Below are 14,918 nucleotides of genomic sequence, written 5' to 3' on the forward strand. Positions count from 1 at the left end.
CGGTATCGCAGGAAGGCTCGAACGTGATGAACCGCGCCGACGTCCAGACCTTGCTGTCATCCCGCTGCCGCCGCCCGAACAGATACACCGGCAGGAAGCCAAACGGGGCCGGCCCATGTCGAATCACTGTTCGGATCGCGGATCGGGCATGCCGACATATCGACCCTCACTCCAACGACACGCCTTCGAAGCGATGACTGCCGAGCGGCGAAAACGCGAGCCCCTTGACACGTTTCGACACCGGCAGAGAGACGATGGAATGCGCGATCGGCGTATACGGCACCTGCTGCTTGAAGATGACCTGCGCCTGCTGATAGAGCGCCGTCCGCTCGTCGACGTGCGCCGCCGCGCGCGCCTTGTCGATCAACGCGTTGAACGCCGGATCGCACCATTTCGACACGTTGCTGCCGTGTACCGCATCGCACCCGAGCAAGGTGCCAAGCCAGTTGTCGGGGTCGCCGTTGTCGCCCGACCAGCCGTACAGCATCGCGTCGTGTTCGCCGCCCTGCTTCGCGCGGCGGTTATATTCGCCCCACTCGTAACTCACGATCTTCGCGCGCACGCCGATCTTCGCCCAGTCCTGCTGGATCAGTTGCGCCATCAATTGCGCATTGGGATTGTACGGACGCTGCACCGGCATCGCCCACAGCGAAATCTCGAAACCGTTGGGAAAGCCCGCCTGCGCAAGCAGCGCCTTGGCTTTTGCGGGATCGTACGGCGCGTCCTTCAACTGCTTGTTGTACGACCATTGGGCAGGCGGCATCGGATTCGACGCAATGGTCGCATTGCCCGAAAAGACCGACTGAATGATCGCGGGTTTGTCGATGGCCATATCGAGTGCGCGGCGCACTTCCACACGGTTGAGCGGCGCATGTTGCGTGTTATAGGCGACGAAGCCCACATTGAAGCCGACGCCCGAAACGGCGGTAAGCGCGGCGTTTCGCTTCAGAACCTCGAGATCGGCGGGACGTGGAAATACCGACACCTGGCATTCGCCGCTCGCGAGCTTCTGGATACGTACCGCCGGATCAGGCGTGATCGCAAAGATCAGATGCGCGAGCTTGACGTCGTCCGGACGCCAGTAGCCGGGATTGGCGTCGTAGCGGATCAGCGCGTCCTTCTGGTACGAGCGGAACACGAAGGGCCCCGTTCCCACCGGCAATTGATTGATGTCCGCCTCGCGATGCGCCGCGCCCAGCTTCTCCGCATATTCGGCTGACAGAATCGACGCGAAGCTCATCGCAAGATTGCGCACGAAGATCACATCCGGCTCCTTGAGCCGGAAGCGCACCGTGAGAGCATCGACCTTCTCGATGCTCTCGATGTTCCTGTCGAAACCCAGATCGCTGAAATACGGAAAACTGGCCGGGTAGGCCTTGCGGAACGGATCATCGGCATGCAGCATGCGGTTGAACGTAAACAGCACGTCGTCGGCGTTGAAGTCGCGGGTCGGGCGAAACCATGCGGTCGTATGGAACTTCACGCCGCCGCGCAGATGAAACGTGTACGTGCGCTGATCCGCGGAAATGTCCCAACTCGTCGCCAGGGCGGGTTCGAGATCGAGCGTGCCGCGCCGGAACTGCACCAGTTCGTTATAGACCGTATTGGTGCTCGCGTCGAAATCGGTGCTGGTCGTATGCTGGCCCGGATCGAACCCGGCGGGGCTGCCTTCGGAGCAGAACACGAGCGTGCCTGTCGGCGCCGCGTGGACGGGCGCGCCGTTCATCAGCAGCGCGCCGATCAGCACCACTGGGACGCCGAGACGCGAGACACGCAACATGGCGCGCCGCAGCGGCGCGCCGGAAAGAATGGAACGGAAGGTCATTGGCGTTGAGTCAGAATTTTGGCAGGCCCGGCGGGTTGCTCTCGGAACGGTTCAGCGCCTCGGCCTGAATCCCCCAGCGCGCGAGCGAGCGCGCGTAAGTACCGTTGGCGATCACACCGTTGGTCGCGAGTGTCAGCCCGTCGACGAGTCCGCTGCCCTTGCGTGTTGCAATCGCAACGTCCGCTCTCGCGGGCCAGCCCGCATTCACGGTTCCCACCTGGCGAATCGCGCCGCTTCGCGCGGCGTCGTACGCAAGCGGCGCATTGGGATTGAACTCGACGTCCGCTCGACCGGAAAGCAGCGCAACGCGGCTCGCCGCGTCGTCGTCGAAATACTGAAGCTCGACGGGCTTGAGACCTTTCGCGACGTTCTGCCGGTTCCATTCGAGGATGATCTTTTCCTGAATCGTCCCCGAGCCGGTGATCACGCGCAGGCCCGCGATGTCTTTCGGCTCCGCGATGCCGCGTATCGGGCTGGCGGTTCGCACGTAGAAACCATGCAAGCCCTGACGGTAGGTGGTGAAGTCGAACTTCTCCTTGCGTTGTTCCGTGACGCCGACGTTCGAGATGACCGCGTCGTATTTCCCCGACGTCAAACCCAATGGCCAGTCGACCCATGCAATCGGCACGATGTCGAGCCTGAGCCCCAGCGCGTCGGCGATCAGTTGCGCGTAGTCCGCATCCGACCCGACGACGGTTCGCGCATCCGTCGCATAGGTCGCGGTGGGCGGGCCGTGCGGCGAGATGGCGACTGTAAAGAACCCTTCCCTCACAAACCGGTAGCGATTCGCGAGCGCCGCGATCGCCTGCTCGTTTTTGCCTGTACGTAGACGTCCCGGTTGTTGCGGACTGAGGTCGATGCCGGTCGGCGCGGCATGAGCGCCGCCGATCGTCGCCAACCCCGCCGCGATGCCCGTCATAACGAATGTTCGCCTGTTGATCATCGTGTCGCGAAGAAGGAGTGGTCAGAGCACACGCGACAAAAATTCGCGCGTGCGGGAATGTTGCGGTTCGTTCAGCACGCTCGCCGGCGGACCGACTTCGATTACCCGGCCGCGATCCATGAACACGATGGTGTCGGCCACCTCCCGCGCAAAGCCGATCTCATGCGTGACGATCACCATCGTGGTCCCGGAGCGCGCCAGCTCCTCGATGACGTCGAGCACTTCGTTCACCAGTTCGGGATCGAGAGCGGATGTCGGCTCGTCGAACAGCAGCACCTTTGGCCTCAACGCCAATGCGCGAGCAATCGCGACCCGTTGCTGCTGGCCGCCCGACAATTGCCGCGGCCACGCGTGCGCCTTATCCGCCAGCCCGACGCGCGCGAGCAAACCCTGGGCGAGCCGCTCCGCTTCCTTGCGCGGCAGGCGGCCAAGCGCGACAGGCGCCTCGACGAGGTTGTCCAGCACGCTCAGATGCGGGAAGAGATTGAAGTTCTGAAAAACCATGCCGACGTCCCCGCGACGCCGCAGCACGTCCCTCTCCTTCAGTTCGTGGAGCGTCATGCCTTCACGGCGATATCCGATCAGTTCGCCGTCGATATCGATGAAGCCGTCGTCGACGCGTTCGAGATGATTGATCGTGCGCAGCAACGTCGACTTGCCGGAGCCCGATTGACCGAGGATCACCGTCACGCTGCCGGGACGCATGGTGAGCGAAACGTTGTCGAGCACTTTCAGTGTGCCGAAGCTCTTGGAGACGTTGTGGATGACGACCTCGCCGCCTGCGCGCTGATCGATCCACTGATTCGCATCGCCGGCGATCTTCGAATCAATCGGCGCGACGGCAGGCCGCGACTCGCCGGACAACGCGGTTCCGTGCCGGCGCGGCCGCCGACGCAAAACAAACCCTGCAAGCGCCTTGATTAGATCGTCGAGGGGGGACGACGTTGTGCCGCGCGTGGCCCCGCGCGAGAAATAGCGTTCGACATACACCTGAATCGCCGAGAGCACCGTGAGGATGATCAGATACCACACGGTCGCCACCATCAGCAGCGGGATGACTTCGAGATTGCGCCGATAGATGATCTGCACCGTGTAAAACAGTTCGGGCATGGCGAGCACATAGACCATTGCCGAACCCTTCGTCAGTGAGATGAGATCGTTGAACGCGGTCGGTACGATGGCCCGCATGGCCTGCGGCAGCACGATGCGTCTCGCCTGGCGAAGCCGCGGCAACCCCAGCGCCGCAGCCGCTTCTAGCTGCCCCTGATCGACGGACAGAATCCCGCCGCGAATCACTTCCGCCGAAAAAGCGGCGTGATTGAGCGTCAGGCCGAGAACGGCCGCGCAGAAAGGACTGATGACCTCGATGGTCGGCCAGTGCGCGAACGCGATGCCGGTAAAGGGAATGCCGATGCTGATGGTCTCGTACAGATAGCCGAGGTTGTTCAGAATAAGCAGCAGCACGATGAGCGGAATCGAGCGGAACAACCACACGAAGACCCACGCGCTGCCTGCCAGAAGCGGAGAACGCGAGACTCTTGCCAGCGCGATGAGCATGCCGAGCGCGAAGCCGATCGACGCACCCAGCGCCGTGAGCAGCAGTGTTCGCCCAAGTCCCGAGAGCACCGGTTCCGACAGAAACCATTCGGCAAAAACGCCCCAGCCCCAGCGCGGATTACCCAGCACGGAGTCGAGCACGAGCGCGATCAGGATCGCCGCGACGGCCGCGCCGGCAGTGCGCGCGCGATGCTTCGCGGGCACGACGTGATATCGGTTGCGGTCCCGTTGCAATTCTCCTTGCACGGAACCCGGCGCCTGTACGGCGACTTTAGCGGCTTCGTTCATCGTTCGTACCGTGTTCGTTCTGGTGCCCGTTTGGTGCCCGTCTGGTGCGCGCTCGTGTCCGTTTATACAGTCTCGGTCAGCGTGTAGCGGCTTTCCTTGCGCGGCAAGCCAAGATGGTCGCGCAGCGTCGCGCCCGCGAGCGTCGTCTCGTAACGGCCGCGCCGCTGCAGTTCGGGTATCACGTAACGGACGAAATCGTCGAGGCCCTGCGCCTGCACCGCGAAGCCGAGAATGAATCCGTCGGCGGCGTCCGCTTCTATCCAGCGAATGAGCTCATCGGCCACGTGTTCGGCCGTTCCCAGGAAATGCGTCTTCGGCGTCGCCACTTCGAGCGCGACTTCGCGCAAGGTTTGTCCCTGGTTGCGCGCATTGGCCTTGATGCGGTCGGTCGTCGAGCGGAAGCTGTTTCTGCCGATATCGCCGAGTTCGGGGAACGGGGCATCGAGCGGGTACTGCGCAAAGTCGTGATGGTCGAAGAAGCGGCCCAGATAGGCGAGCGCTTCATCGATATTGAGCAGATCGCGAATCGCCCGGTACTTCGCTTCGGCTTCTTCATGCGTCGCGCCGACGATCGGACCGATGCCGGGGAAGATCTTCACGTGGTCGCGGCTGCGCCCCTGCGCCGCGGCGCTGTCCTTGACGCGCTGCGCGAAGAGCCGCGTCTCCTCGACCGAGACCGAATGCGTGAACACCGCATCGGCATACTTGCCCGCCAAGGCGATGCCCGCATCCGACGAGCCGGCCTGGAAGATCACCGGCTGCCCTTGCGGTGAACGCTGGATATTGAGCGGCCCCGCTACCTGAAAAAATTTTCCCTCATGATTCAGCGCGTGCAACTTGTCGCGATCGAAAAACACGCCGCGCTCGCGGTCACGCACGAATGCATCGTCATCCCAACTGTCCCACAGCCCTTGTGTCACGCTCAGGTATTCGTCCGCGATTTCATAGCGCAACGCGTGTTCCGGATGCGATCCGCCGTAGTTCCTGGCGGTGCCTTCGAGCGGCGTCGTGACGACGTTCCAGCCGGCGCGGCCGCCGCTGATCAGATCGAGCGAGGCGAACTGCCGTGCGACCGTGAACGGATCGCTATACGACGTTGAAACCGTACCCGCGAGACCGATCTTCGACGTGACCGTGGCGAGTGCCGACAGGATCGAAAGAGGCTCGAAGCGGTTCAGGAAGTGCGGGATCGATTTCTCGTTGATGTAGAGACCGTCCGCGACGAATGCGAACGCAATGCCGTGGGCTTCCGCTTTTTGCGCCGTCCCGATCATGAAATCCAGATTGACGCTGGCATCCGCGGGACCGGCGGGATGCTTCCACGCGTTCATGTGGCTGCCGGCGCCTTGCAGCATGATGCCGAATGGGATGTGCTTGCTCATGATGTCGTTCGCCACACAGAAGAAAAAGATCGAAGCGGGTGATGCGTTCGCGCTCGCAAGAGGATCGCCCCGCGCGTCACGACTTCGGCAAACCCGGCGGATTGGTCGCCGCCTTCCCGATTGCCTCGGACTCGAGATGCCAGCGCGCGAGCACCGAACGATACTGTCCGTTCTGGATGAGATCGTTCAGCGCGATGGTGAGCGGATCGGCAAGACCGCTGCCCTTGCGGGACGTCACCGCGACCTCCGCCGTGCGCGGCCAGCCGCCGCTCAACGTGCCGACCTGGCGCGTCTTGCCTTGCCTCGCCGCGTCGTAGGCAAGCACCGCGTTGACGCTGAAAATCGCGTCCGCCCGTCCCGACTGCAACGCGACGGACTTCACCGCATCGTCGTCGTAGTACTGCACGGAAACCGGCTTGAGTCCGTGCGCGACGTTCTGCCGGTCCCACTCCAGCAGAATCTTTTCCTGGTTGGTCCCGGCGTCGGTGATGATCCGCAGACCGGCAACGTCCTTCGGCTCCGCGATTTGCCTGATCGGACTGTCGGTTTTCAGATAGAAGCCGATTTGATCCTGCCGGTAGGTCGAGAAGTCGAACTTCGCCTTGCGCTCTTCCGTTACCGTGACATTGGAAATCACCACGTCGACCTTGCCCGATACAAGGGCCAGCGGCCAGTCCGGCCACGAGAGAATCACGACGTCGAGATGCTTGCCGAGACTGTCCGCAATCAGTTGCGCGAGGTCCGGGTCGAATCCGACTACCGTCCTCGCGTCGCTCGCGTAGGTGCTGATCGGCGGATGACCAACGACGATGCCCACCGTCAACGCATTCTTCGCGACGAAACCGAAGTTCGAAGGTATGGCCTTGATGGCGGCCGGGTCTCGCGTGCCGCGAATCCGGTTCTGTTGCGCCGGGCTCAGATCGAAGCCCGGCGCGGCGGCGAGGGCTGGAGCGATGCCGGCCGTCATGCCGGCCATGCTCGCCAATAGAAGCGTTGCAAGATGCGCGCGCAATCTCATCGTCATTTTCTCTATGGGAAAGCAGGTCGGTTTATCGGGTCGCGAGGTGGACTTCTTTCGCGCGAAGATCGTCGAGGGTATCGATGCGGCCCGGAGCGAGCAGATCCTTGCCGTAGCGCAGATGAACATGCACCTCAGGCGGCAAGGACGTGTCGAACAGGCTGGCATAGCCGGTATTCGTGTACAACGCCCACGCTTCGGGCTGCCGGAAGCCGGTGGTCAGATAAACGCGGGTGTAACCCTGAGCGAGCGCACGCTGTTCGAGTTCTTGCACGACGCGGCGCGCGAGACCCTGGCGGCGCACATCGTCGCGCGTCCAGACACGCTTGAGTTCCGCGGTGCGCGCGTCGTAGCGCTTGAACGCGCCACCACCGATCGCCGCGCCGTCCCGCAGCAGCAGAATGAATGCGCCCTCCGGCGGCGCAAACGCCTCGGCCGGATAACGCGCGATTTCCTGCGCGGCCGACTCGCCGTTATCCTTGTGAAACGACGCGTAGCGCGTGGCGTACTCGCGCTGTAAAGCGCTCAGCAAAGGCGCGGCGAGCGGATCGAGCGGAGTGGTATCGACAACGCTAAGGCTCATGACGATCGACCGGACGTGCCGGCTTGTCTTCGGGAGCTCACACGATAGCGCGCCGTCGTTCGACGGCTAAACAAGCAATTGGTATATGAATATGGTGCCGCTGCGGCGAATGTTTTTTGATGTCCGTTCGATTGCCCGCGCAGCGCTTTCCGTTACCGGCGCATCGTATCCGTCAATAGAACATCATCGCCGCGCGGGCGCCGCGGAGAACGACGCGTCGTCCTCGGCAAGATGAAACAGACAATCGCCTCTTCGGACCAGCGCGGGCACGCGTTTGCAGACCACTTCTCCGTCGCTGTCGAAATGGCGAATCACAGGCTCGCGCCATGGCGTATCGGGGAAATGGATTCGCGCAGCGGGTTGCCCATGACTCACTCGTTCGCCGAGTTCGACAAGCGGCTCGTAAACGCCGCTGTCGTAGGCATAAACGTAGTGCCGCGCACCGGCGACGCGTCTGAAACGCGTACTCGCCGGCGGCGATTCCGGCACGAGCGGTCCATGCAGCAGACCGACATGGCCGAGGAAATGCAGCAGCCCCTGGCGCGCCTCGCGAATCAGCGTGGGGTCGACCGTTCCCGCACCGCCCAGTTCGGTCGTGATCGATACCGCGCCTCGACGGCGCGCCGCTGCCGCCGCATGCACCGAATTCTCGCGATGAATGAATGCGTTCGGCAAGCCGAATGCATTCAGTAAATCGATCAGCCGCGCTTTCTCGGCTTCGTCGCGCGGCTCGATCGCGAGCAGGTTGCCGCCGTGATAGAGCAGTGAACTTCCGCCCGAATGGAGATCGATCAGATAGTCGGCGCGCGCCAGCAGTTCGTGCTCGATGTAATGCGCGATGATTTGCGTGGGAGAGCCTCGCGGGTCGCCGGGAAACGCGCGGTTGAGGTTGCCGTCGTCGATCGGGGAGGTCCGTAGACCCTGTTCCACCGCGGGCGCATTGGCGGCCGGCAACACGATGATTTGACCTGTTACATGCGCGGGATCGATCTCGCGCGTGAGTTGCGCGGCGAGAATCTGCCCTTCGAATTCGTCGCCATGATTGCCGGCCATCACGAGCACGACAGGCCCGCTTCCATTTCGGATCGAAACAACCGGTATGGGCAGCCAGCCGTATGCGGAACGATGCACCGAGTGCGGAAGACGGAGATAACCGGTGTGCCGGCCCGGCACGTCGAAATCGATTTCGCTGACGATCGGATTCAGGTGCATATGAAACCTCCTATGGCAGTGCGGGCAACTCGAGGTTGGAGCGAAAGTCGCCACCTGGGTAATCCGCGTCGAGCAGATCGCGCTTGCGCAGTTCCGGCAACAGGCCGTTCAGAAGCAGATCTTCCTGGTCCGGTTGCCCGAGTCCGTGCAGCGAAACGACGTCCACGAGGCCGGCGCGGTAACGTTCCTCTATGGCATCCGCGAGGCGCTCCGGTGTGCCGGCCACGAACCAGTGTCCCGTTTCCTGTGCCTCTATGATCAGTTCTCGCAGCGTCATGCCTTGCAGCGCATATCGGCGGAAGATCTCCACGCGGCCGCGCCGGCGATTGACGTTCCCCACATCTGGAAGTACCTCGGCCGGCAGCGGCCGATCGAGAGGAAAATCGCTCAGATCGAGTCCACCTCCGAGCATGTCGGAGAGTTTCAGGCGCCCCTGGTGGAAGTCGATGCGCTCATGCTTCTCGCGCAAGCGCCGTGCGACGTCCGCATCCGATTCACCGATCACCGAGTGAAACGAGTTCATGATCAACGGTCCGCCGTCCACGCGTCCCAGTTCGATTGCCTCGCGACGCAATGCGGTGACGAACGCCTCCGCGTCGGTCAGCGTGGGTTGCGATGTATAGACGACCTCGGCATAACGCGCGCCGAGCGTGACGCCCTGCTTCGACTGGCCGGCCTGAAACAGCACAGGACGGCGCTGCGGCGGTGGCGGAACATTGAGCGGCCCTTGCACCTGGAAATGCTGGCCGCGATAGTCGATACGCTTTAGCTTGCGAGGATCGACGGCAACCGCGCCGCTCGCGGTGCGCCGCGCCGCCGTCGTATCGTTGGCATCGAACAGCGCGTTCACGACCTCGATGAATTCGGTGGCGCGCGCATAACGCCTTGCGGGATCGGGTAATCCGGAATCGCCGAAGTTCTCTTCGCCGACAGAAGACGTCACCGCATTCCACGCGGCACGCCCGCCACTCAGATGATCCAATGTACCGATCATGCGCGCGATGTTGTAGGGATGATGGTACGTGGTCGAGACGGTCGCGACCAGCCCGATGTCCGAGGTCACCTGACTCAAACCCGCCAGCGCCACGATCGGCTCCTGGCTGCCCGTTCCACCCGATAATCCTTCGGCATCGGCCTGGAGAAGATCGGCGGTGAAGAGGCCCGTGATCTTCGCGGCCTCTGCCTTGCGAGCCAGATCGGCCGCACGTTTCGCGCCGCGCCGCCGCTCGGCGTCTTCGTTCGCGAACAACACGCTGCCCGCGCCGACGAGCGTCTTCAGTTTTCTCCGTTTCGCAGCGCACATCAGCCGCACCTCACTGCGTGACAAGGCATCGTCCCGTTGCCTGCGCCGCTCATTGTTTCGCACTGTCCGCGAACAAGCGAGTTCATTCGATCATGCATGCGATTGTCTTCCAAAGCCGATGAGAGTGACCCGCGTTATCAGGCGCGGCTTTCGAGTGTATCGATATTGGCTTCACTAAACATCGGTCGGCGTGGCCGCATTGAACCAATCTTTTTGCCTTTGCTTATTCTTCTTGATTGTTTGACCGTGCCGTTCACGGAGAAATACCATCGCCATACTAATCAGATCGGCTCACCAGGCCGCGCGAGCCCGACCCATGTCGCACTTCCAGAACTTCCAATGACCGCCTACGCTTTGAGCCTGCTGGACAAGAGCCCTATCGCACGAGGCGAGACAGCGACCCAGGCACTGACGCGCACGATCGACCTCGCGCGCCATGCGGAGGCGTGGGGATACCGGCGCTATTGGCTGGCCGAGCATCACAACACGAGTCAACTCGCCTGCCCTTCCCCTGAAATCCTGATCGCTCATATCCTTGCACGCACAAGTCGCATACGTGTCGGTTCGGGCGGCGTGATGCTGCAGCATTACAGTCCGTACAAGGTCGCGGAGAATTTCAATCTGCTGGCCTCGCTCGCTCCCGGCCGCGTCGATCTCGGCATCGGCAAGGCGCCCGGCGGGTTGCCGCTCTCGACGCGCGCGCTGCAATCCGCGCACGACCCCGCGCGCAAACCGGACTTCGCGGCGCTCGCATTCGAGCTGAACGGCCATCTCGTCGATCACCCCGCCGGGAATCCTGAACACAGTGCCGCGGACGGCGAGGAGCAGTTCGGTTCCGTTCTGCGAGCCACGCCGCTGCCGCCGTCGCCTGCGCGCCCTTTCCTGCTCGGAGCGAGCATCGAAAGCGCGGCGCTCGCGGCCCGGCTTGGCTGGGACTTCGTGTACGCGGCGCACATCAACGGCGCGCCGGACGAGATCGAGCGCGCTTTCGGGCGCTATCGCGCGGCATCGAACGGACGCAAGCCATTGCTGGCCATCTCCGTCATCGCAGCGCAAAGCGCTAACGAAGCAGCGCGGCTCGCATCGGACACACGGCGCTTTCGCGTGCAAGTCGGCGATCAACAGCCGGTAACGGTGGGCAGCATCGCCCAGGCCGAAGAGTTCGTTCGCCAGGCAGGCGGCGGTGCCCATCGCATCGACGAACGCGAGACGCACATCGTGCATGGCACATCCGACGCCGTCCATGACACGCTCGGCGAACTGCAAGACCGCTATGGCGTGGATGAATTCATCATCGACAACCCGGTGACGGACGCCACGCAACGTTTCGCCTCGGTGCGTTTGCTGGCGCGCGGGCCCCTGCACGGCGAAACGCCGCACGCCGCCGAAGCGGCGCGTGGCTGAAACGATTCCAGCGACTCAGCGATGAAAGACACAGTCCGCGTTGCCACTGCCGACGATGCACCGGCACTTTATCGTCTGCTTCAACAGTCGTATGCGCCGCTCGCGCAGCAGGGCATTCACTTCACGATTACTCGCACGCCGTTCGAACAGGTCCGCGAAAAGGTTCTGCGCGAATCGACATTCGTGCTCGAACGCACGCATTCGCCGCATGCGGAAACAGAGATCGTCGCCACGCTGACGGTGCGATTTCCCTGGCTGTCTCAGGACGAGCAGGCGCCGCCGTATCCCTTCATCCACTGGTTTGCCGTTTCCGAACGCTATAAGCGCCAGCGCGCGGGCAGCGCATTGCTGGATCACGTCGAAACCGCGTTCCTGCGCGCGCAGATCAAGGCGCCCGCCGTCTATCTCGCGACGGCGGTCGGGCATCCCTGGCTGCGCAACGTCTACGAGCGCCGCGGCTATGAGCCCTTTCGCCACTCCATCAACGCGCTGGGTACGCCGCTCGTGTGGCTACGCAAGATTCTGATCGCGGATATTTATCGCGATCTGCCCGAGGCGAGACGCCCCTCTCGCGACGAGCTCACCACATCCTGATTCCGTGCGCCGCGCGGCGCGGATCTCACTCCACGATTGAACATTCCTGAAGGCATTAATCGATGAATCTCTCATGGCGGGCGTCTGGATTCAACCATCGCGTTTCGCTGCGCCAAGCCGCCCTCGCGGTTGTGTTTGCATTCGCGGCACAGCACGCATTGAGCGCGCAAAGTGCGCCTGTCGCCGGCGGCACGCTCAATTGGGGCGTGGAGACCGAACCTCGCACGCTCAATCCGCAGCTCAACGGACAGGACAAGGTCGAACTGCTGCTGCGCAACGCATACGAGAACCTGCTTGCCCGCAACGCGGACGGCAGTTTCGTGCCGTGGCTCGCAACCGCATACAAGGTATCGGCGGACGGCAAGACCTATACCTTTACGTTGCGCGAAGGCGTGAAGTTCTCCGACGGCGCGACATTCGACGCCGCCGCTGTCGCCCGCAATTTCCTGAATGCGCGCGAGCCGGCCTACTCGGGAGGCAGCAGCCTCGCCACGCTGATTTCGCACGTCGCGGCCGTGACCACGCCGGACAGCCGCACGGTCGAGATCACACTGAAGGAACCGTACTCGCCGTTCCTCACGTTCGCGGCTCGCTTGCCGCTGCTATCGCCCGCTTCGTTCGACCGCCCCAATCTCAAGGCCGGCGGCATCGGCATAGCGGGCACAGGTCCCTTCATCCTGCACAAATACGATAAGGGCCAGGAGATCGAGTTCGTCAAGAATCCCGACTACAGGTGGGCTCCCGCGAATACCGGCCATCAAGGCGCGGCGTATCTGGATCGCGTCGTATATCGCTTCCTGCCCGAATCGTCGGTTCGCACAGGCGCGTTGCTTTCGGGACAGGTCGACGTGATCGAAGGCGTGTCGGGCAACGACGCCGGGTTGATCCGCAAGAATCCGGATTTCAGCTACCGGCAGGCACTCAACACGGGCACGCCCTATTCGCTGTTTCTCAACGTGACGTATGGTCCGACGCAGGACCCCAAGGTGCGTCGCGCGCTGCTCGAAGGTCTCGATGTCGGCGGCATTATCCAGTCGATCTATCGCGGGCAGCGCACCCGCGCGTGGGGCATCGTGTCGCCGATCGACCCGCTGTACGACAGGCGGATCGAACAGGCCTACGGCAACAACCCGACGCTCGCGAATTCGCTGCTGGACGGGGCCGGCTGGAGCACGCGCGACAGCGCCGGCTTCAGGACCAGGCATGCGCAGCGCCTGACCATCGACGTGATCCAGGCGCAAGCCACCGTGCGCGATCAGCGCGACGTGCTGTTGCAGGCGCTACAGGCCCAGGCGCGCCAGCGTCTGGGCGTCGACCTGAAGATCAACTATGTCGACGACGGCACTTACACCGACGTCCGCAAGAGCGGCAAGTTCGGCGCCATCGCGAACTCCAACACGCCGCCGGACGGCATCGACATCGAAGGCCACTATCTTCCTGTCGACCGCGGCGGTGCGCTGAACTACAGCCGCAGTCCGGCACCCGAACTGAGCCGGTGGCTGCAAGCCGCCGCCGGCACGCAAAACACCGCGGAACGCAAGAAGGCCTACGGCGAGCTGCAGCAGTTCGCGATCAAGGAACAGGCGCTCGCCGTGCCGCTCTACGAACCCGAGGACCAGATCGCGGCGGCAACCTACGTGCAGGGCATCCGCTTTCGCCCGTTCGCGCAGATGCCGGAGAACCCGTACGACATCTGGCTCACGCGCCATTGAACGCGACCTCCGCGCCGCTCGACGCCAGGTAATCCGACATGAATCCGCCACGCATACTGCCCGAGCTCGCCGCCGAGCGAACGTCGCACCCCGCCCTCGCCGCGCCGAAACACGGGCTGCGCCGCGTAGCGCGCGGCTTGCGGGCGTTGCCGCGCTCGCCGGGGCTCACGCGCATCGCGACTGGACTGCTGGTGCTGTGGGCAGCCGTGTCGCTGTCGTTCGCCGCCATACAACTGGCGCCCGGCGACATCGTCAGTCTCCTGATCGGCGAACAGGTCAGCACGCCGGCAATCGAAGCGGCGATCCGTCAGGAATGGGGACTCGACGAACCGCTTTACCTTCAGTATCTGCACTACCTGTGGCGCGTCCTGCACGGGAATTTCGGCCGCTCGTACATCCTCAACACGGACGTCGCCGCGCTCGTGTCGAGCCAACTATGGCCGACGCTCAAGCTCACCGGCTGCGCGCTCGTCGTGACGATAGTCTTCGCCGTCGGGCTTGCCGTGCTGACGGCGGGCCGGCGCTGGGGCGGCCGGCTGGCGTCGGGCATCGAACTCGTGCTGGCATCGACGCCGTCGTTCTGGCTCGGCATCGTGCTGCTGTTCATCTTCAGCTTCACGCTGCGGCTCTTTCCCGTTGCCGGAGACCGGGGCTTCGCGTCGCTGGTTTTGCCCGCCGTTTCGCTCGGTCTCGCGCAGGGAGCGGTCGTCGGCCAGGTGCTGCGTCATGGGCTCACCCGGGCGCTCGACGAACCCTTCGCGCTGACCGTGCGCTCGTGGGGCGTGAGCGGCAGCGCACTGCGCTTTCGTCACGCGTTGCGCCATGCCGCGCTACCCGCGGTGACGCTCGCCGGCTGGCTCTTCGGCGGGCTGCTGAGCGGCGCCGTCATCACCGAGCAGGTCTTCGGCCGTCCCGGCCTCGGCAAGATCACCGTGGATGCGGTGCTCGCGAAGGATATGCCGGTCATTCTCGCGATCGCCATTTTTTCCGCACTGATCTACGTCGTGCTGAGCACGGTCGTCGATCTGCTCTACCTGCTGATCGACCCGCGCCTGCGTGAGCGGCGCACGCGCCATTGAGGAAAGCCGCCGTGTCGA

Annotated in this window: 12 protein-coding genes; 4 read left to right on the forward strand and 8 right to left on the reverse strand. The window is 63.4% G+C overall.

The annotated features are described in order from the left end of the window. Positions 1-166 precede the first annotated feature (166 nt). The 8 genes from CUJ90_RS10235 to CUJ90_RS10270 form a co-directional block, all read right to left on the reverse strand. Complete coding sequence (locus CUJ90_RS10235; protein WP_114162630.1) at positions 167-1,825, reverse strand: ABC transporter substrate-binding protein; 1,659 nt, start codon at positions 1,823-1,825, stop codon at positions 167-169. Positions 1,826-1,835: 10 nt separating this feature from the next. Further along, positions 1,836-2,768 carry an ABC transporter substrate-binding protein gene (locus CUJ90_RS10240; RefSeq protein ID WP_114162631.1) on the reverse strand — a complete coding sequence of 311 codons (933 nt, stop codon included), beginning with the start codon at positions 2,766-2,768 and terminating at the stop codon, positions 1,836-1,838. A 21-nt stretch (positions 2,769-2,789) separates the two neighbouring features. Then, positions 2,790-4,613 (reverse strand): amino acid ABC transporter permease/ATP-binding protein, encoded by a 1,824-nt coding sequence (locus tag CUJ90_RS33595; RefSeq protein ID WP_114162632.1) that lies wholly within the window; start codon positions 4,611-4,613, stop codon positions 2,790-2,792. 62 nt (positions 4,614-4,675) lie between these two features. Beyond that, positions 4,676-5,995, reverse strand: coding sequence for an LLM class flavin-dependent oxidoreductase (locus CUJ90_RS10250; protein ID WP_114163516.1), 1,320 nt, complete (start codon positions 5,993-5,995; stop codon positions 4,676-4,678). A gap of 76 nt (positions 5,996-6,071) precedes the next feature. Further along, positions 6,072-7,013: an ABC transporter substrate-binding protein gene (locus tag CUJ90_RS10255; protein ID WP_114163517.1), complete on the reverse strand. Its 942-nt coding sequence runs from the start codon at positions 7,011-7,013 to the stop codon at positions 6,072-6,074. A 31-nt stretch (positions 7,014-7,044) separates the two neighbouring features. Then, the gene (locus CUJ90_RS10260) at positions 7,045-7,596 is read right to left on the reverse strand and encodes a GNAT family N-acetyltransferase (protein ID WP_073428017.1); all 552 of its coding nucleotides are present in this window, start codon (positions 7,594-7,596) and stop codon (positions 7,045-7,047) included. Positions 7,597-7,779: 183 nt separating this feature from the next. After that, the gene (locus tag CUJ90_RS10265; RefSeq protein ID WP_114162633.1) at positions 7,780-8,808 is read right to left on the reverse strand and encodes a succinylglutamate desuccinylase/aspartoacylase family protein; all 1,029 of its coding nucleotides are present in this window, start codon (positions 8,806-8,808) and stop codon (positions 7,780-7,782) included. A gap of 10 nt (positions 8,809-8,818) precedes the next feature. Beyond that, positions 8,819-10,135 carry an NtaA/DmoA family FMN-dependent monooxygenase gene (locus CUJ90_RS10270; protein WP_244219901.1) on the reverse strand — a complete coding sequence of 439 codons (1,317 nt, stop codon included), beginning with the start codon at positions 10,133-10,135 and terminating at the stop codon, positions 8,819-8,821. 315 nt (positions 10,136-10,450) lie between these two features. Here CUJ90_RS10270 and CUJ90_RS10275 point away from each other — a divergent pair, with 315 nt between their 5' ends. From CUJ90_RS10275 to CUJ90_RS10290, 4 genes are all read left to right on the forward strand, one after another. Then, complete coding sequence (locus CUJ90_RS10275; protein WP_114162634.1) at positions 10,451-11,515, forward strand: LLM class flavin-dependent oxidoreductase; 1,065 nt, start codon at positions 10,451-10,453, stop codon at positions 11,513-11,515. Between the two features lie 21 nt (positions 11,516-11,536). Next, positions 11,537-12,109 carry a GNAT family N-acetyltransferase gene (locus CUJ90_RS10280; protein WP_073428013.1) on the forward strand — a complete coding sequence of 191 codons (573 nt, stop codon included), beginning with the start codon at positions 11,537-11,539 and terminating at the stop codon, positions 12,107-12,109. A gap of 62 nt (positions 12,110-12,171) precedes the next feature. Next, the gene (locus tag CUJ90_RS10285; protein WP_084561371.1) at positions 12,172-13,821 is read left to right on the forward strand and encodes an ABC transporter substrate-binding protein; all 1,650 of its coding nucleotides are present in this window, start codon (positions 12,172-12,174) and stop codon (positions 13,819-13,821) included. Between the two features lie 38 nt (positions 13,822-13,859). Further along, on the forward strand, positions 13,860-14,900 hold the full coding sequence (locus CUJ90_RS10290; protein WP_084561370.1) for an ABC transporter permease: 1,041 nt from the start codon (positions 13,860-13,862) through the stop codon (positions 14,898-14,900). The last annotated feature ends 18 nt before the right edge of the window (positions 14,901-14,918 follow it).

Origin of the sequence: Paraburkholderia terricola (assembly GCF_003330825.1) — a bacterium.
Taxonomy (GTDB): domain Bacteria; phylum Pseudomonadota; class Gammaproteobacteria; order Burkholderiales; family Burkholderiaceae; genus Paraburkholderia; species Paraburkholderia terricola.